Genomic DNA, 17,672 nt, shown 5'->3' on the forward strand with positions numbered 1-17,672 from the left:
AGCTTGCGAAGCTCGGCCAATGAATCCCGCTGTGCCAGAGCCTTCCCCGCCCCGCGAGGGTCCCGAGGGAAACGGGAGCACTCATGTGACACCCCCGCTCCCGCTCGCGCTGTCCGACGCGCCCGTGATGCTCGCGGCGCGGAAGAATGGGTCCATGAGCCAGCCGAACACCCAGGCACAGGTCCAGCACGCGCAGCCCTCCGTGGGCTCCATCGCGGCCCACCGCCCGCACACGGTCGCGGCCGTCGTCTCCGATCTGGAACCCGACATCGACGCCGACCTCGACGCGTACGAGGAGTCGCCGTACGACGGGCCCCAGCTGCCACAGGGGCGTTTCCTCGACCGGGAGCGCAGCTGGCTCGCCTTCAACGAGCGCGTGCTCGAACTCGCCGAGGACCCCGAGACGCCCCTGCTGGAGCGGGCCAACTTCCTCGCGATCTTCGCCAGCAACCTGGACGAGTTCTTCATGGTCCGGGTGGCCGGTCTGAAGCGCCGTATCGCCACCGGCGTGGCCACCCGCTCCGCCTCCGGCCTCCAGCCGCGCGAGGTGCTGGAGATGATCTGGGCCCGCTCCCGCGAGCTCATGGCCCGGCACGCCGCCTGCTACCACGAGGACGTCGCCCCCGCACTCGCGGAGGAGGGCATCCACCTGGTCCGCTGGAACGAGCTGCAGGAGAAGGAGCAGGCCCGCCTGTTCACCCTGTTCCGGCACCAGATCTTCCCCGTCCTGACCCCGCTGGCGGTCGACCCCGCACACCCCTTCCCGTACATCTCCGGCCTGTCCCTGAACCTGGCCGTCGTCGTACGGAACCCCGTCACGGGCCACAAGCACTTCGCCCGCGTGAAGGTGCCGCCGCTGCTGTCCCGGTTCCTGGAGAGCTCCCCGGGCCGCTACGTCCCCATCGAGGACGTCATCGCCGCCCACCTCGAGGAGCTGTTCCCGGGCATGGAGGTCCTGGAGCACCACGCCTTCCGCCTCACCCGCAACGAGGACCTGGAGGTCGAGGAGGACGACGCCGAGAACCTGCTCCAGGCCCTGGAGAAGGAGCTCATGCGGCGCCGCTTCGGCCCGCCGGTGCGCCTGGAGGTCGAGGAGTCCATCGACCGCGAGGTCCTGGACCTGCTGGTGCGCGAGCTGAAGATCAGCGAGGCCGAGGTCTACCCGCTGCCGGGCCCGCTGGACCTCACGGGCCTGTTCCGGATCGCCTCCCTGGACCGGCCCGAGCTGAAGTACCGCAAGTTCGTCGCCGGCACCCACCGCGACCTCGCCGAGGTCGAGTCGGCGTCCGCGCCGGACATCTTCGCCGCCCTGCGCGAGCGGGACGTGCTGCTGCACCACCCGTACGACTCGTTCTCCACCTCCGTCCAGGCCTTCCTGGAGCAGGCGGCCGGCGACCCGGACGTCCTCGCGATCAAGCAGACCCTGTACCGGACCTCAGGCGACTCCCCGATAGTCGACGCGCTCATCGAGGCCGCCGAGTCCGGCAAGCAGGTCCTGGTCCTGGTCGAGATCAAGGCCCGTTTCGACGAGCACGCCAACATCAAGTGGGCGCGCAAGCTGGAGGAGGCCGGCTGCCACGTGGTCTACGGCCTGGTCGGGCTGAAGACCCACTGCAAGCTGTCCCTGGTGGTCCGCCAGGAGGGCGAGACGCTCCGCCGCTACAGCCACGTCGGCACCGGCAACTACCATCCGAAGACGGCCCGCCTCTACGAGGACCTCGGCCTGCTCACGGCCGACCCGCAGGTCGGCGCCGACCTCTCGGACCTCTTCAACCGCCTCTCCGGCTACTCCCGCCGGGAGACCTACCGCCGCCTCCTCGTGGCCCCCAAGTCGCTGCGCGACGGCCTGGTCTCCCGGATCACCAAGGAAGTCCAGCACCACCGTGCGGGGCGCCCCGCGTACGTCCGCATCAAGGTCAACTCGATGGTCGACGAGGCCGTCATCGACGCCTGCTACCGCGCGGCCCAGGCGGGCGTGCCGGTGGACATCTGGGTGCGGGGCATCTGCGCGGTGCGCCCGGGCGTGACGGGCCTGTCGGAGAACATCCGGGTCCGCTCGATCCTCGGCCGGTTCCTGGAGCACTCCCGGGTGTTCGCCTTCGGCAACGGCGGCGAGCCCGAGGTGTGGATCGGCAGCGCCGACATGATGCACCGCAACCTCGACCGCCGGATAGAGGCCCTGGTCCGGGTCACCGACCCGGCCCACCGGGCAGCCCTGAACCGGCTGCTGGAGACCGGCATGTCCGACTCCACCGCCTCCTGGCACCTCGGCCCGGACGGCGACTGGACCCGGCATGCGACCGACGCGGACGGACAGCCCCTGCGCAACGTCCAGGAGATGCTCATAGACGCCCGGAGGCGCCGGCGTGGCACAGCAACACCTTGACCCGGCGGATCCCCGGTCCAGGCAGGTCGGGCCCGCCCCCACGGGTGACGCCCTCGCGGGCTACCTGCGGGCCCAGGCCACGGAGTTCCTCCGAGCGCTGCGCCTGCACCGGGAGACGGGGTCGGGGGCGAACGGCTCCGAAGGATCCGCCGAGGCGGCCCGCGCCCTGCGCCGCTCGGCCCGCCGCGTCAGCGCCAGCCTGCACACGTTCCAGTCCCTCCTCGACACGGACTGGTGCGAGGCTATGCGCCCCGAACTGGCCTGGGTGTCGGGGACGCTGGCGATGGAGCACGCGTACACGGCCCGCCTGGAGCGCCTGCTGACGGCCCTGCACCGGTTGTCGGGCTCGACGGCGTTCCCGGTCCAGACGAGCGCACCGGTGGGCGCGGCGGCACCGCCCGCGAAGGCCGGCGCCCCCGCCCAGGAACGCGGCAACCTGACCGTGGGAGCGGCGAAGGCAGGCGCCCTGCTCGACCGCCGGCTGACCCTCGCCCGCACCCGAGCCCACTCCACCGCCCTGCAGGCCCTGGGCAGCAGCCGCTTCCACGCCGTCGCGGACAAGGTCGCCGTCCTGGCCAGCGAGGTCCCCCTCACCAAGACCGCCGGCACCACCGACCTGCGCCCCCTCGCCACGTCGGCCGAGGGCCGCCTCTCGGACGCCGTCGCCGCCCTCCCCCTCGTCACCGCCGGGCACCCGTACAACGCCGCGGCCCTCGTCCACGGCCTGTCCCCGGACACGGTCCCGCACCCGCAGGACGCCCCGTGGCACCAGGTCCGCCTGCTGCTGCGCCTGCACCGCTACGCCCGCGAGGCCGTCAGCGGGCCCAAAGGCAACGCCGTCGTCGATCTGCGCCTGCTCTCCGCGGGCCAGGCCCTGAACCGCCACCGCGACGCCTCGGAGGCGGCGGCAGCGGCGGCCCAGGCGGCCCGCACCCCCCGCATCGCCCCGGCCACGGCGTACGTCCTCGGCGTGCTCCACGCCGACCAGCGGCACGAGGTGGAGGCGGCGCGTTTCGCGTTCCAGCAGGCCTGGCAGAAGGAGACCGTCGGCGCGTCATGACCGGACCCGGCACCAGGAGGCGGTGAGACCGGTGAGCACTCCCAAGGACACCACCGTTCAGGCGGCGGGCTGCGTCCTGTGGCGCCGCTCCTCCGTCACCGGCGCGCCGGAGCTCTGCCTCGTTCACCGGCCGAAATACGACGACTGGTCGTGGCCGAAGGGGAAACTGAAGCGCGGCGAAGAGGCGCTGGCGGGCGCACTGCGCGAGGTGGCGGAGGAGACGGGCTGCCGGGCCGTGCCGGGCCCCGAGCTGTCCACCCAGCGCTACCGGGCGAACGGCCGCCCCAAGCAGGTCCGCTACTGGGCCGCCGAGGCCGTGTCCTGCGCGTTCTCCCCGACGGACGAGGTGGACCGGGTCCTGTGGCTGGCGCCCGCGGCCGCCCGCACCCGGCTCACACAGCCCCACGACCGGCCCCTGGTCGACGAGCTGCTCGTGGTGCTGCACCTGCCCCGGACGGCGGGCTGACCGGACGGTCCCGCTTCGTCCGCGAAAGCGGAATGCCGGCGTGCTCTCCCCGTGAGCATTCCGTTACCTCACCAGGCCTTAGGCAGGGGTTCACCCCTCGTTCATTTGCGGCCATTGGCGCCTTCACCTGATCTGCCTAATTTCGGCCTTACCGACGCGAGCCGCGCCCGCTGGGTGCGACCGCGTCAGCGTCACTCAGACTTCGCACGCCGCCGATTCAGGACGGCGGCTCTTGGAAGGAACTCAAGTGAAGCTTCAGCGCATGAACCGGCGGGCCCTCGCTCTCGGTGCTCTCGCCGTCTCCGGCGCCCTGGCCCTCACGGCGTGCGGCTCCGACGAGACCGGCGGAGCCGCGGGCGGAGACTCCTCCAACGCCGCCGCGCCGAGCAACGTCAAGTGCGACGACGCCAAGGGCCAGCTGCAGGCGTCGGGCTCCTCCGCGCAGAAGAACGCGATCGACGCGTGGGTCAAGCAGTACACCGCGGCCTGCAAGAACGTGCAGGTCAACTACAACCCGACCGGCTCGGGCGCGGGTATCACCGCGTTCCTGCAGGGCCAGACCGCGTTCGCCGGCTCGGACTCCGCGCTGAAGCCCGAAGAGGTCGAGCAGTCCAAGAAGGTCTGCACCGGCGGCCAGGCCATCGACATCCCGATGGTCGGCGGCCCGGTCGCCATCGGTTACAACGTGGAGGGCGTCGACAACCTCGTCCTGGACGCGCCCACCCTCGCCAAGATCTTCGACAGCAAGATCACCAAGTGGAACGACCCGGCGATCACGAAGCTCAACCCCGACGCCACGCTGCCGGACCTCAAGATCCAGGCCTTCCACCGCTCGGACGAGTCCGGTACGACGGACAACTTCACCAAGTACCTGAAGGCCGCCGCGCCGAAGGACTGGACGTACGAGCCGGGCAAGGCCTGGGAGGCCAAGGGCGGCCAGTCCGCGCAGGGCTCCTCCGGCCTGGCGCAGCAGGTGAAGCAGACCCCGGGCGCGATCTCGTACTTCGAGCTCTCCTACGCCAAGGACGGCATGAAGACGGTCAGCATCGACACGGGCGCCCCCAAGCCGGTCGAGGCCACTCTGGACAACGCCACCCGGGCCATCGCCGCGGCCAAGCAGGTCGGCACCGGCAAGGACCTCTCCCTTGAGCTCGACTACGCGACCAAGGCCGAGGGCGCCTACCCGATCACGCTGGTGACCTACGAGATCGTCTGCGACAAGGGCAACAAGGCCGACACGCTGCCCGCGGTCAAGTCCTTCCTCGGCTACATGGCATCCGAGGACGGACAGGGCGTGCTGGAGGACGCCGCCTACGCCCCGATGCCCGAAGAGGTCATCACCAAGGTCCGCGAGACCATCAACGGCCTGAGCTGACCTGAGTGTGCGGCCCGGTCCCGAACGGGGTCGGGCCGCACCGTCCGGTGCACCGCCGCCAGGAGCCTTTCGCACACGGGAGACGGCTCCGCAGACCGGAGAACCTGATGGACATAACGACACAGAATCCCAGCGCACCCCCCAAGCCGTCCGAGGCCGGGCAGAAGCGCGCCGCGCGCGGCGCCACCCGTCCCGGAGACCGGATCTTCCTCGGCCTCTCCCGCGGGTCCGGCATCCTCGTGCTGGTGATCATGGCCGCCATCGCGGCCTTCCTGACCTATCGCGCCGCCCTCGCGATCAGCAAGGACGAGGGCAACTTCTTCACCACCTTCGAGTGGAGCCCCAGCGGCACGCCGCCGGTCTTCGGCATCGCGGTCCTGGCCTTCGGCACCATCGTCTCGTCGATCATCGCCATGGTCATCGCCGTGCCGATCGCGGTCGGCATCGCCCTGTTCATCACGCACTACGCCCCGCGCAAGCTCGGCGGCCCCATCGCGTACGTGGTCGACCTGCTCGCCGCGGTGCCGTCCATCGTCTACGGCCTGTGGGGCGCCCTCGTGCTCGTGCCGCACCTGAACGGGCTCTACGGCTGGCTGGACGACTACCTCGGCTGGACCGGCCTCTTCCAGTGGAACGGCGGCGCCGCCCGCTCGCTGTTCACCGTCGGCATCGTGCTCGCGATCATGATCCTCCCGATCATCACCAACGTGAGCCGCGAGGTCTTCCGCCAGGCCCCGCAGATGATCGAAGAGGCGGCCCTCGCCCTCGGCGCCACGCGCTGGGAGGTCATCCGCATGTCCGTCCTGCCCTTCGGCCGCTCCGGCGTCATCTCCGCCTCGATGCTCGGCCTCGGCCGCGCGCTCGGCGAGACCATGGCCGTCGCCATGGTGCTCTCGCCGACCTTCGACATCACCACCAGCCTGCTCAACCCGGGCGGTGGCACCTTCGCCCAGAACATCGCCAGCAAGTTCAACGAGGCCACCGAGCTGGGCCGGGACGCGCTGATCGCGTCCGGCCTCGTGCTCTTCGTCATCACCCTGCTGGTCAACGGCGCGGCCCGCCTGATCATCGCCCGCCGCAAGGAGTACTCGGGGGCCAACGCATGAGCAACGCAACCCTCTCCGGCAAGCGCCCGAGCGCCCTGCGCGGTGCGACCCTGCCCAAGTGGTTCGCCTGGGCGGTCGCCGCCGGCTCGATCGCCCTCGGCCTCGGCATCAGCACCGCGGCCGGACTGCACAGCGACATCCAGTGGGCCCTGATCGCCGCGGTCCTCTTCGTCCTCGGGTCGTACGCCATCTCCGCGCGCGTCGAGGGCAAGCGGCAGGCCAAGGACCGGACGGCGACCAGCTTGGTGTGGGTCGCGTTCCTCCTCGCCGTCATCCCGCTGATCTCCCTGATCTGGGAGACCGTGAAGCGCGGTGTCAAGGTCCTCGACATGTACTTCCTCACCCACTCGATGGGTGTGGTCGCCGACAGCGAGCCCGGCGGCGGTATCTACCACGCCATCCTCGGCACGCTGGAGCAGGTGGGCATCGCCACCCTGATCTCCGTGCCGGTGGGTGTGCTGACCGCGGTCTACCTCGTCGAGTACGGGCGCGGCAGGCTCGCCCAGGCCGTCACCTTCTTCGTCGACGTCATGACGGGCATCCCGTCGATCGTCGCGGGTCTGTTCATCCTCAGCATCGTCCTGATGTTCGACCTGGGTCCCACCGGCTTCGCCGGCTCGCTGGCCCTGTGCATCCTGATGATCCCGGTGGTCGTCCGCTCCACGGAGGAAATGCTCAAGCTCGTCCCGAACGAGCTGCGCGAGGCGTCGCTGGCGCTGGGCGTGCCGAAGTGGCGCACCATCCTGAAGGTCGTCATTCCGACGTCCCTGGGCGGCATCACCACCGGCGTGATGCTCGCGATCGCGCGCATCACCGGGGAGACCGCTCCCGTGCTGCTGCTGGTCTGGGGTACGAACTTCATCAACGCCAACCCCTTCAAGGACCCGCAGGCCTCGCTGCCGATGTACATCTACCTGCAGTACGCCAACAGCGGTGGCTCCGGCGCGGCCTACGACCGTGCCTGGGCGGCGGCACTGACGCTCATCGCGTTCATCATGGTCCTGAACCTGGCGGCCCGCGGCATCGCCCGCTGGAAGGCCCCGAAGACCGGTCGCTGAAGCGGCCATACAGCGACTGACTGAGTCTGGAAGTGAAGTAGTCATGGCCAAGCGAATCGACGTCAGCGGACTGACCGCCTACTACGGCTCCCACAAGGCGATCGAGGACATCTCGATGACCGTCGAGCCGCGCTCGGTGACGGCCTTCATCGGCCCGTCCGGCTGCGGCAAGTCGACGTTCCTGCGCACGCTGAACCGGATGCACGAGGTCACCTCGGGCGGCCGGGTCGAGGGCAAGGTGCTCCTCGACGACGAGGACCTCTACGGCGCGGGCATCGACCCGGTGTCGGTCCGCCGCGAGGTCGGCATGGTGTTCCAGCGTCCGAACCCGTTCCCCACGATGTCGATCTTCGACAACGTCGCGGCGGGACTGCGGCTGAACGGCAACCACAAGAAGAGCGAGCTGGCGGACATCGTCGAGCGCTCCCTCAGGGGCGCGAACCTCTGGAACGAGGTCAAGGACCGCCTGAACAAGCCCGGCTCGGGCCTCTCCGGCGGCCAGCAGCAGCGGCTGTGCATCGCCCGGGCGATCGCGGTCGAGCCGAACGTCCTGCTCATGGACGAGCCCTGCTCGGCGCTCGACCCGATCTCCACCCTCGCGATCGAGGACCTGATCGGCGAGCTCAAGGAGCGCTTCACGATCGTCATCGTGACGCACAACATGCAGCAGGCGGCCCGCGTCTCCGACCGCACCGCGTTCTTCAACCTCGCGGCGGTCGGCCAGCCCGGCAAGCTCGTCGAGATCGACGACACGGAGCGCATCTTCTCCAACCCGTCGGTCCAGGCCACGGAGGACTACATCTCCGGCCGCTTCGGCTGATCCGGCCTGCCGAGTCTCCTCGCGGTGCTGCATGGCGGTGCCACCGTGAGGCCGAAAAAGAGCCCGCCCCCGGCTCCCGGGGGCGGGCTCCTTTCGTATGCGCCGGGTGCGCTACAGGAACGCCAGGTGGACGATCCCGAACGAGGCCGCGGCCACCAGCGCGGCGGCCGGCATCGTGATGAACCAGCCCAGGATGATGTTCTTGGCGACACCCCACCGCACGGCGTTCAACCGCTTCGTCGCCCCGACACCCATGATCGCGGACGTGATGACGTGGGTCGTGGAGATCGGCGCCTTGAACAGGAACGCCGTCGTGAACATGATCGACGCGCCCGTCGTCTCCGCCGCGAAGCCCTGCGGCGGGTCCAGCTCGATGATCTTCCGCCCCAGCGTCCGCATGATCCGCCAGCCACCGGCGTACGTCCCCAGCGACAGCATCACGGCACAGGCGATCTTGACCCACACTGGGATCGGGTCGCCGTAGTCCTCGACATCGGCGATGACGAGCGCCATCACCACGATGCCCATGGTCTTCTGCGCGTCCTGCAGACCGTGACCCAGCGCCATGCCGGCCGCCGAGACGGTCTGCGCTATCCGGAAACCCCTCTTGGCCTTGTGCGGGTTGGCCTTCCGGAAGATCCACATGATCGCGGTCATCACCAGATAGCCGGCCAGCAGACCGACCACCGGGGAGATGAACATGGGGATGACGACCTTCTCCAGCACCCCTTGCCAGTAGACGGTCGTCCCGCCGGCCAGCGCCGCACCGACCATCCCGCCGAACAACGCGTGCGAGGACGACGAGGGCAGCCCGAAGTACCAGGTGATGAGGTTCCAGACGATCGCGCCCACCAGCGCGGCGAAGAGGATGCCCATCCCCTTCGACCCGGTCGGTGTCTGGATCAGCCCCTCACTGACGGTCTTGGCGACCCCGGAGCCCATGAACGCACCGGCGAGGTTCATCACCGCGGCCATGGCCAGCGCGGCCTTGGGCGTCAGTGCCCGCGTCGAGACGGACGTGGCGATCGCGTTCGCCGAATCGTGAAAGCCGTTGGTGTACGTGAAGAAGAGCGCGACCGCGATGGTCACGACCAGAGCGAAGGTGTCCATGAAGGGCTCAGGACTCCTTGACGGCGATGGTCTCCACCGTGTTCGCCACGTGCTCGAACGCGTCCGCCGCTTCCTCCAGCACGTCCACGATCTGCTTGAGCTTGAGCACGTCCATGGCGTCGTACTTGCCGTTGAAGAGGTGCGCCAGCAGCTTGCGGTGGATCTGGTCGGCCTGGTTCTCCAGCCGGTTGACCTCGATCCAGTACTCGGTGAGGTTCTCCATGGTGCGCAGATGCGGCATCGCTTCGGCCGTCAGTTCGGCAGCGCGCGCCAGGACCTCGATCTGCTGGTCGACACCCTTGGGCAGTTCCTCGATGTTGTAGAGGACGACCAGGTCGACGGCCTCCTCCATGAAGTCCATGATGTCGTCGAGGGACGAGGCGAGGGAGTAGATGTCCTCGCGGTCGAACGGCGTGATGAAGGAGGAGTTCAGCTGGTGGAAGATCGCGTGCGTGGCGTCGTCACCTGCGTGTTCCGCTGCCCGCATACGCTCTGCGATCTCGGCCCGGGCGGGTGTGTCCGCCCCGAGCAGTTCCATCAGGAGCTTCGAGCCCGTGACGATGTTGTCCGCGGAGGCGGCGAACATGTCGTAGAAGCTCGTCTCCCTGGGGGTCAGACGAAAGCGCACGTGGGGTCCTCGGGGTGCTTCGGTTTCGGTCAGGCTGATGCTAGGCGCATCATCCGGCCACGGCTATCGGGCCGCCCACCAGTGTCGCCCATCGGGAACGGGGATGAGCACGGGGGCGGTTTCCAGGGCCGTGTACCCCGCAAAGTTCGGTACCATATACCCAGTAGGGGTATAAGTCGGCCCACTGCCCACCAGGAGGAAGCGATGACGGACGTGACCGACACGACAGATGTCGCACATGTCACCACCGGCACCGCTGGTGCGGCCGTGGCGGCCGATCACGACCACGACCACGACCACGACGTGCACGGGTACCACAAGCAGAAGGACGAACATCTCAAACGCCTGCGCCGCATCGAGGGTCAGATCCGCGGCCTGCAGCGCATGGTCGACGAGGACGTCTACTGCATCGACATACTCACGCAGGTCTCCGCCTCCACCAAGGCCCTGCAGTCCTTCGCGCTGCAACTGCTGGAGGAGCACCTGAGGCACTGCGTCGCCACGGCAGCCGTGGAGAGCTCCGCTCAGGGGGCCCGCAAGGGCGGTGACGAGATCGACGCGAAGGTGAAGGAGGCGACCCAGGCGATCGCCCGCATGCTGCGGACGTGAACCGGGTCCCACGGCCGGGGGTCAGCGCCTGGCGGAGTCCCGCTCCTCGGCCACTTTCAGCACCTCGTCGATGCTCTCCAGGCTGAGCCGCTCCTGGGCGGCCGAGGCCGCGATGATCAGCTCTCCGCACAGCTCGATCTCGGCGAGGGCCACGTGGTCCTGAACTGCCGTACCGCCGACCGGAGCCACGTGCATCACCTCATCTCTACCGTCCGGCTTCCTAGAGTAGGGAGCTGACTCCATACCGCGCATGGCACGGACGGGCTAGTTCACGCCGGTCACTCCTCGGCGATCTTGCCCGCGTAGATGTCGCCGGTTTCCGGCAACCGTACGCGCGCCGAGGCCCCGAAATCGTAGAGCAGCGTGGTCGAGGCCACGGCCACGGGGCTTTTCTGCCGCCCGTTCAGGAAGCTGAAGCGGTGCCTGACCTTGCGGATGCGTCCCTCGTCGTCGAGGTAGGCGTCGAACGGCACTTCGGCGGTGGCGAACCCCTTGGCCGCGGCCTGCAGAGGCCCCTTGTTCCCGGCCGAGGCACGCCGGGCCGCGGCACCGAGGTCCGCCGTCCCCCGGTAGTGCCGCACTCCGGTTCCCGCGACCTCGGTCCTGCCCACATACGTCGCCGTCCGCGTCCCGAGCAGCACCTCGGCCGCCGTGAACGGGTCGGTGGCCCCACCGGTGACGAGGTTCCCGTCGGACAGCGTCCGCGTGTCCACCCGCACCCACTTGTCCGGGGGCACACCGGCGCCCCGGTTCTTCATGAACAGTGCTCCCGGCGCGAGCAGTTCGGTGATCGGCCGGCGCTCGGCGGTCCCCGCGGGATCCTGCGGCAGCAGCACCTTGAGCTGCCCCATCCGCTTGCGGTAGTCGTACACCCCGGCACCCCGGATGGTCACCCGCGTCCCGCCGGCGGCCATCTCCATCGACGTACGGGCCTTCGAACTCCTCGCGTCGACGAGCCGGTCGGCGGCCTGCCGCAGCGCGCCGACCGCGTCCCCGCCACGGGCACCCCCGGCGACCGCGTCACCCCCGGAGCACCCCGCGGTCCCCAGCCCCACCCCGGCCAGGACCCCGGCCGCGACGAGCGCCGCGCCCGTCCGCCTGTGCCGCCGTTCCCGCTGCCGCCCAGTCATCGCCTGCCTACCCCCAGCCGGTACGTCCGTCACGGGCCCCCTCGTTGTTCCGGTTAACGACGGGTTTGTGCCCCCGTCACGCGATCCCGCCCCCGCCCGCCGCACGGACCGTTCACCTGTGGTGGGTAACGTGGTCACCGTGGCGCAGCAGGACGGGCTGGAACCTCCCCCCAACCTTCCGGAACACCGCACGACAACCACGGAGAAGGGCCGTTTCTGCATGGCCCGATGCGCCTGCGGCTGGCGCGGCCCGGCGCGAAGAGCGAGAAGCCAGGCACGCACGGACGCGGAGAAACACACGGCGGGTTGAGACCGTGGCGGACGCTGCCCCGCTGCGGCCGGACCCAGGGAACCCCCACCCCCTGCCCCCCGTCTCCCAGGACGGAACCACCGGGAGGCCCCATGGAACGGCGCACGATCCTCACAGCCGGCACGGCGGCGATCGCCGCGGCCGCGACCCCCTTCACCACCGCCTGCACACCGTCGGGCACCCGCTCCGGGGCCACGGCCTCCACCGCTTCCCGCACCACCACGTCGAAATCCACCGCCGCCGGCTGGACCGCCCTGGCCGGCGACCTCGACGGCCCCCTCGTCCGCCCCGGCGACGCCGACTGGCCCGCCGCCCGGCAGCTCTACAACACCCGCTTCGACAACCTGAAGCCCGCCGCGGTCGTGTACGTGTCCCACCCGGACGACATCCGCACCGCCCTGGCCTACGCCCGCGCCCACGCCCTGCGCGTGGCGATCCGCAACGGCGGCCACTCCTACGCCGGCTGGTCCTCAGGCGACGGCCGTCTGATCATCGACGTCTCGAAGCTCAACCGCGTCCGGGCCTCCGGCACCACCGCGGTGGTCGGCGCCGGCGCCAAACTCATCGACGTCTACCGCGCCCTCGCCGCGAAGGGCGTCACGATCCCCGCCGGCTCCTGCCCGACCGTCGGCGTCTCGGGCCTCACCCTCGGCGGCGGCCACGGCGTGGTGTCCCGCGCCTACGGCCTGACCTGCGACAGCCTCACCCAGGCCACCCTGATCACCGCCGACGGCAAGCAGCTCACCGCCGGCTCCCGGGAGAACAAGGACCTCTTCTGGGCCCTGCGCGGCGCCGGCAACGGCAACTTCGGCGTGGTCACGGAGCTGCGCTTCACGACCCATCCGGCCCCGCAGGGCGTCTCGGCGTACCTGTCCTGGCCCTGGTCGAAGGCGGCCGCGGTGGTGAAGGCGTGGCAGGAGTGGGGCCCGTCACAGCCCGACGAGATCTGGTCGTCCCTGCACCTGGCGAATGCCGCGGGCGGCACCCCGACCGTCTCGGTCTCGGCGTTCTCCCTCGGCACCTACGGCGAACTGGAGAACGCCGTCGGCCGTCTCGCCGACCGTGTCGGCACCCCGGCCCGCAGCGTCTCCCTGAAGCGCCGCTCCTACGAGGAGTCGATGGAGGTGTACGCGGGCTGCTCCTCATTTGCGACGGACGCGCAGTGCCATCTGCCCGGCCCGACCCCGGGCCGCTCCCCGAAGGGCGCGCTGGGCCGCGAGACGTACGCCGCGGCGTCGGACTTCTTCGACCGTTCCCTCTCCACGGCCGGCATCCGCACGCTGCTGTCCCGGATCGGTTCGGTGCGCGGCGGCACGGGCAGCATCGCGCTGACCGCCCTCGGCGGCGCGGTCAACCGCGTCTCCCCCACGTCCACGGCGTTCGTCCACCGCCGCTCCCGCATGCTGGCCCAGTACATCGCCGCGTGGCGGGCCGGCACGAGCGGTGCGACGGCCCGGGACTGGCTGGCCTCCGCGCACAAGTCGATGCGCCCGTACGCCTCGGGGGCGGCCTACCAGAACTACACGGACCCGACCCTGACCGACTGGCGCAAGGCGTACTACGGGGATGCGGCAACCCGCCTGGCCAAGCTGAAGAAGCAGTACGACCCCCACCGCTTCTTCACGTACCCCCAGGCGCTGTAGACGGGTTACGCCTTCGCGCGTGGACGGGTTGCGCCTTCGCGCCGGGCGGCCTGCGGGCTAGTAGTGCTTAACGAAGCACTACTAGGCGGCGAGGTGCCTGTCCGAGGCCTGCTCGTTGCGCGCCTCGGGGATCACCGTGTCCTCCCGCTCGGCCCGCCCTCCGCTGCGCACCAGCCACCCCGCCCGGGGCGACCGCTCAACGGCCCTCACCAGGGGAATCAGCAGGGCCATGGCGAGCGGCGACAGCAGCAGCGCCACAGCCGTCCCCAGCGCGAACCCGCCCACGACGTCCGTCGGGTAGTGCACGCCCATGTAGACGCGGATGAACCCGCCGAACAACGCCAGCACGAGCCCGACGAGTCCGAACCTCCGGTTGGCGACGAACAGGCCGACGGCCAGCGCCATGACGATCGTCGCGTGGTCGCTGACGAACGAGTAGTCGGTCTTGCCCTGGACGAGCACCTCGAGCCCCTGATGGTCCAGGAACGGCCGGGGTCGCTCCACGAAGCCCCGTATGGGCACGTTCACCAGGACCGCGACACCGGCGGCCAACGGCGCCCAGACCAGCGCCGCGACGGTGGATGCCGCGTCCTCGTCGCCCCGCCGCCGCACGGACCACCAGCACCCCACCACGAGCAGGACGATGGCGAGCAGCAGCCCGTACTCACCGACGTACTCCATGACGCGGTCGAACCAGGCCGGCGCGTCCTTGGCCAGGCCATTGATGTCGTAAAGCAGGTCGACGTCGGGGTTCGCCCCGGAATCGGCGAGTCCAGCCATGGTGCTGCGGCCCCTTCGTCGTCTCTCCCGGCGCACCTGTGTGTGCGCCGCTGCTGCCACCCCCGTGGTTGCAGACCCACTTCCGCCGCACACGTGCGTGACACGTGCCGAATGAACGTCTGCTCGGCTACGTCACCAGGAACGCACGGCCCCCGTTGATACGTTCCACACTCCACCGAATGATCACTCAGACGTTATCGAAGAGAGATACGTCTTCGCAGCTCAGGGGGTGGGTTCACACACGGTTCACACCGTCGTGGGCAGTGCTTTCGCGCCATCTTCGGTGACGCGGGTGGCTCCGAAGTAGTCGGGGGTGTCGATCGGGTCGAACCGGATGACGGCACCGGTCCGGGGCGCGTCGATCATGTACCCGCCTCCGACATAAATGCCGACATGCCGGATGGCACGGGAATTGGTGAGGTCGTCCGAGAAGAACACCAGGTCGCCGGGGAGCAGTTCGTCACGCGCGGGGTGCGGACCGGCGTTGTACTGGTCGTTGGCGACACGCGGCAGCTTGATGCCCACGGTCTCGTAGGCGGCCTGGGTCAGTCCCGAGCAGTCGAAGCGTCCGCCCTGCTCAGCGGTGCCGGTGCCGCCCCAGAGATAGGGCGTGCCGAGCTTCTTCTGCGCGTACTCGATCGCGGCGGCGGCCTGCTCGGAGGGATCGACCCGCCCGACCGGCGCAGCGAAGCTCTCCGAGAGCGTCGTGATCCGCTTCACGTAGTTCCTGGTCTCGCTGTACGGCGGCACGCCCCCGTACTTGATCACCGCGTACGCCCCCGCGTTGTAGGCGGCCAGCATGTTTTCGGTCGGATTTCCGCCAACCTTCTTCACGTACGACGCGAGTTCGCAGTCGTACGAGGCGGCCGAGGGAATCGCGTCCTTCGGGTCCCACACGTCACGGTCGCCGTCGCCGTCGCCGTCGATACCGTGGCTGGCCCAGGTGCCGGGGATGAACTGCGCTATCCCCTGCGCGGCGGCGTGGCTCTGGGCCCTGGGGTTGAAGCCGCTCTCCTGGTAGAGCTGGGCGGCGAGCAGGGCCGGACTGATGGCGGGGCAGAGGTTGCCCCACTTCTGTACGAGTGCCGCGTACGCGGCGGGCACCGACCCCTTGGCCAGCGTTTTCGCCCCACCGCCCACCCCGTTGACGAGGTTCCCGGCGACGAGATAGACCCCGACGACGAGCAGCATCACGAAGGCCAGCGCGGAGCTGATCGCAACACTCGCCACGATCCATGCCTTACGCACCGTCAACCGCCCCTCGCCGCCCAGGAGTCCGTTGGTCAGTGTAGAGGCGGCCACCGCGCTCCGGAATGATCACGGAGAGGAGAGTCGGGGGCGGAAGGAGGAACAGGCCAGGGCACGGGCGGCACGACGGGGGCACGCCCGGAGCGGGCGGCGCACAGGGGCACCACGGATCGCCCGCCGCCGACTTCCTCCCGAGCCGCTGCTCGACCTTCGACATCACCGACACCCGGCCCACAGCAGCTTCCCGCCCGCTGACTCACCCAGTTCGCGCAGCACGGACGCACCCCACGCGTCCGACCACCACCTGCGAGATCATTTGGACGAGCACGACGAAACCCACGTCACCCCGCCCAGACCGACTGGTCAGCCCACCCCGCGCGGGCTGTCAAGCCCCTCAGTTGACGGCTTTGTCCAGGAGCTGAGGGCCAGTGGCGAAGACAAACGCCATGACGGCGAAGAGGAGGGCGTGGACGACGGTGGCGGCTCTGAAGCGCAATGCGTGCAGGAACCAGGTGGACCCGGCTCCGAAGACCGCGGTGACGACTGCGGCCGTGAGGTAGGCGCGGCTGGAGTTGGCCGAGTCTTCCGCGCCCGGATCCCACCCCATAAGGCCGACGACTCCGACCCACAGCACGAAGAACGCGAAGGTGTCGAGGACGAGCAAGACGAGGGTCATCGCAGTATCGGCCCCGGCGGACTGACGTTGCCCATCGGCTTCCTTGGTCATGTACCCCTGCACTCCGTAATCCTCGGTATCAGCGAAGAGGCCGCCAGATGGACCGGGCCCCGCACACAAGTGCGACTCGGCAGGCTAGTTCAGTCCGCGCTCCAACGCGCCGGCGTCTCGGCCATCGCGAGCGTCTACACCCTCGCGGGCACCCCGTCCACCGGCTCCTACCCGTCCGAATTCCCCTACGCGAACACATCCGCCCTGAGCGACGTCACCAGCGGCAGCAACGGCAGCTGCACCACCAGCTACTTCTGCACCGCCCGGACGGGCTACGACGGTCCGACCGGCCTGGGCCCCCCGGAGGGACTCGGCGCCTTCACTGGCTGACACCTTCCAGCCGGTGACAGGCCGTCACCGAGAAGCACCACCGGGCGCCGTGAAGGCCCGGGGCCGGCAAGGGACGGACGGGCCGAGGCGAACCAAGCCACGGCCCCTACGCCGTGCCCGGTAGCCTTCACCCCGGGAACACCGGCGCTACGACTCACCCGACCAGCCGTCAGAAACAGCCTGTAAAGGTGAGAAAGAACGCAAGAGGGCACAACGACGGAACCACACCCCAGGTTCCGCTCAGGCCTCATTGCCCGGCGTGACCTGCCGTGATACACAGAGTGACCATACGATCCTTCGTGCACCGCCCGTCACCTCCTCTAGGGGCCGGAGCGGAACGGTGGCAAGGTATTCGTACGAAACCCGCCAATCAATGACGCCAAGTCGACATCCGGCAGCATCATTGTCGGCGAGAATGAGGCCTGACCTCTGCACGACCGCAGAGGGCGCGGAACTACCCAACAGGGGCGGTGACTTACATGCTCTTTGCGGCCGACAAGGGAGACATCAACACCATCATCGGCGGGATCGCTCCGGACTGGGGCCCCTTCGGCAGCCTGGGCAACGAGGCGAAGGTGATGATCGAGGTCGTGATGGCGGTGGCCATCCTGCTCTGCCTCGGCATCGCGATCTGGGGCGCCGCCAAGCAGCGCATCGGAGCCACCGCCCTGCGGGACACCTTCAGCGCGGAGCAGGGCAAGGGCCTCATCATCGCGGGCCTGACGGGAGTGTTCATCATCGGCTCACTCGGGACGCTGTTCACCATCATCTACGGCATGGCCGTGTAGCCCGGGCACCATCCGCCCGGCCGGGCACGCCCGGCTCCTCCTCCCTCTCCATCCCACCCGCCCGTCGTGCCCACCGGCTGAGGTTGCGTTTCCCTGAT

General features: G+C 69.6%; 17 protein-coding genes and 1 pseudogene. 11 read left to right on the forward strand and 7 right to left on the reverse strand.

Going from position 1 to position 17,672, the window contains the following annotated elements:
* Positions 1 to 154 precede the first annotated feature (154 nt).
* The 7 genes from ACFU3E_RS01970 to pstB all read left to right on the forward strand — a co-directional run bounded on the left by ACFU3E_RS01970 (position 155) and on the right by pstB (position 8,271).
* The gene (locus ACFU3E_RS01970; protein WP_384150508.1) at positions 155 to 2,386 is read left to right on the forward strand and encodes an RNA degradosome polyphosphate kinase; all 2,232 of its coding nucleotides are present in this window, start codon (positions 155 to 157) and stop codon (positions 2,384 to 2,386) included.
* Positions 2,367 to 3,446: a CHAD domain-containing protein gene (locus ACFU3E_RS01975; protein ID WP_384150511.1), complete on the forward strand. Its 1,080-nt coding sequence runs from the start codon at positions 2,367 to 2,369 to the stop codon at positions 3,444 to 3,446. The genes ACFU3E_RS01970 and ACFU3E_RS01975 overlap by 20 nt, the downstream gene beginning before the upstream one ends.
* 31 nt (positions 3,447 to 3,477) lie before the next feature.
* A complete protein-coding gene (locus tag ACFU3E_RS01980; RefSeq protein ID WP_384150515.1) occupies positions 3,478 to 3,912 on the forward strand; it encodes an NUDIX hydrolase in 435 nt (144 codons plus the stop codon).
* Positions 3,913 to 4,159: 247 nt separating this feature from the next.
* On the forward strand, positions 4,160 to 5,287 hold the full coding sequence (gene pstS, locus ACFU3E_RS01985) for a phosphate ABC transporter substrate-binding protein PstS (protein ID WP_384150518.1): 1,128 nt from the start codon (positions 4,160 to 4,162) through the stop codon (positions 5,285 to 5,287).
* A gap of 107 nt (positions 5,288 to 5,394) precedes the next feature.
* Positions 5,395 to 6,393, forward strand: coding sequence for a phosphate ABC transporter permease subunit PstC (gene pstC, locus ACFU3E_RS01990; protein ID WP_384150521.1), 999 nt, complete (start codon positions 5,395 to 5,397; stop codon positions 6,391 to 6,393).
* Positions 6,390 to 7,451 carry a phosphate ABC transporter permease PstA gene (gene pstA, locus ACFU3E_RS01995; protein WP_384150524.1) on the forward strand — a complete coding sequence of 354 codons (1,062 nt, stop codon included), beginning with the start codon at positions 6,390 to 6,392 and terminating at the stop codon, positions 7,449 to 7,451. Before pstC ends, pstA begins: the two co-directional genes overlap by 4 nt.
* 43 nt (positions 7,452 to 7,494) lie before the next feature.
* Positions 7,495 to 8,271: a phosphate ABC transporter ATP-binding protein PstB gene (pstB, locus tag ACFU3E_RS02000; protein WP_384150527.1), complete on the forward strand. Its 777-nt coding sequence runs from the start codon at positions 7,495 to 7,497 to the stop codon at positions 8,269 to 8,271.
* A gap of 111 nt (positions 8,272 to 8,382) precedes the next feature.
* Here pstB and ACFU3E_RS02005 read toward each other — a convergent pair whose 3' ends face one another.
* On the reverse strand, positions 8,383 to 9,381 hold the full coding sequence (locus tag ACFU3E_RS02005) for an anion permease (RefSeq protein ID WP_384150530.1): 999 nt from the start codon (positions 9,379 to 9,381) through the stop codon (positions 8,383 to 8,385).
* A 7-nt stretch (positions 9,382 to 9,388) separates the two neighbouring features.
* Positions 9,389 to 10,009, reverse strand: coding sequence for a DUF47 domain-containing protein (locus ACFU3E_RS02010; RefSeq protein WP_384150533.1), 621 nt, complete (start codon positions 10,007 to 10,009; stop codon positions 9,389 to 9,391).
* Between the two features lie 204 nt (positions 10,010 to 10,213).
* Here ACFU3E_RS02010 and ACFU3E_RS02015 point away from each other — a divergent pair, with 204 nt between their 5' ends.
* Entirely contained in the window at positions 10,214 to 10,618 is a 405-nt protein-coding gene (locus tag ACFU3E_RS02015; protein ID WP_384150536.1) for a metal-sensitive transcriptional regulator, read from the forward strand.
* A 21-nt stretch (positions 10,619 to 10,639) separates the two neighbouring features.
* Here the strand turns inward: ACFU3E_RS02015 and ACFU3E_RS02020 are convergent, their stop codons facing one another.
* Both ACFU3E_RS02020 and ACFU3E_RS02025 read right to left on the reverse strand, forming a co-directional pair.
* The gene (locus ACFU3E_RS02020) at positions 10,640 to 10,813 is read right to left on the reverse strand and encodes a hypothetical protein (RefSeq protein WP_384150539.1); all 174 of its coding nucleotides are present in this window, start codon (positions 10,811 to 10,813) and stop codon (positions 10,640 to 10,642) included.
* Positions 10,814 to 10,896: 83 nt separating this feature from the next.
* Positions 10,897 to 11,748 (reverse strand): hypothetical protein, encoded by an 852-nt coding sequence (locus ACFU3E_RS02025; protein WP_384150542.1) that lies wholly within the window; start codon positions 11,746 to 11,748, stop codon positions 10,897 to 10,899.
* Between the two features lie 402 nt (positions 11,749 to 12,150).
* On the opposite strand from ACFU3E_RS02025, the gene ACFU3E_RS02030 reads away from it, so the two are divergent.
* Positions 12,151 to 13,701: an FAD-binding oxidoreductase gene (locus ACFU3E_RS02030; RefSeq protein WP_384150544.1), complete on the forward strand. Its 1,551-nt coding sequence runs from the start codon at positions 12,151 to 12,153 to the stop codon at positions 13,699 to 13,701.
* Between the two features lie 81 nt (positions 13,702 to 13,782).
* Here the strand turns inward: ACFU3E_RS02030 and ACFU3E_RS02035 are convergent, their stop codons facing one another.
* The 3 genes from ACFU3E_RS02035 to ACFU3E_RS02045 all read right to left on the reverse strand — a co-directional run bounded on the left by ACFU3E_RS02035 (position 13,783) and on the right by ACFU3E_RS02045 (position 16,456).
* Positions 13,783 to 14,481, reverse strand: coding sequence for a phosphatase PAP2 family protein (locus ACFU3E_RS02035; protein WP_384150547.1), 699 nt, complete (start codon positions 14,479 to 14,481; stop codon positions 13,783 to 13,785).
* A 246-nt stretch (positions 14,482 to 14,727) separates the two neighbouring features.
* On the reverse strand, positions 14,728 to 15,672 hold the full coding sequence (locus tag ACFU3E_RS02040; protein ID WP_384150622.1) for an NlpC/P60 family protein: 945 nt from the start codon (positions 15,670 to 15,672) through the stop codon (positions 14,728 to 14,730).
* A gap of 451 nt (positions 15,673 to 16,123) precedes the next feature.
* Entirely contained in the window at positions 16,124 to 16,456 is a 333-nt protein-coding gene (locus tag ACFU3E_RS02045) for a hypothetical protein (RefSeq protein WP_384150550.1), read from the reverse strand.
* Positions 16,457 to 16,579: 123 nt separating this feature from the next.
* Here ACFU3E_RS02045 and ACFU3E_RS02050 point away from each other — a divergent pair.
* Together ACFU3E_RS02050 and ACFU3E_RS02055 are read left to right on the forward strand one after the other, a co-directional pair.
* A pseudogene (locus ACFU3E_RS02050) lies at positions 16,580 to 16,786 on the forward strand (peptidase S8); the annotation flags it as partial.
* 479 nt (positions 16,787 to 17,265) lie between these two features.
* The gene (locus ACFU3E_RS02055) at positions 17,266 to 17,574 is read left to right on the forward strand and encodes a hypothetical protein (RefSeq protein ID WP_248511108.1); all 309 of its coding nucleotides are present in this window, start codon (positions 17,266 to 17,268) and stop codon (positions 17,572 to 17,574) included.
* The last annotated feature ends 98 nt before the right edge of the window (positions 17,575 to 17,672 follow it).

Origin of the sequence: Streptomyces sp. NPDC057424 (assembly GCF_042803315.1) — a bacterium.
Lineage (GTDB): Bacteria > Actinomycetota > Actinomycetes > Streptomycetales > Streptomycetaceae > Streptomyces.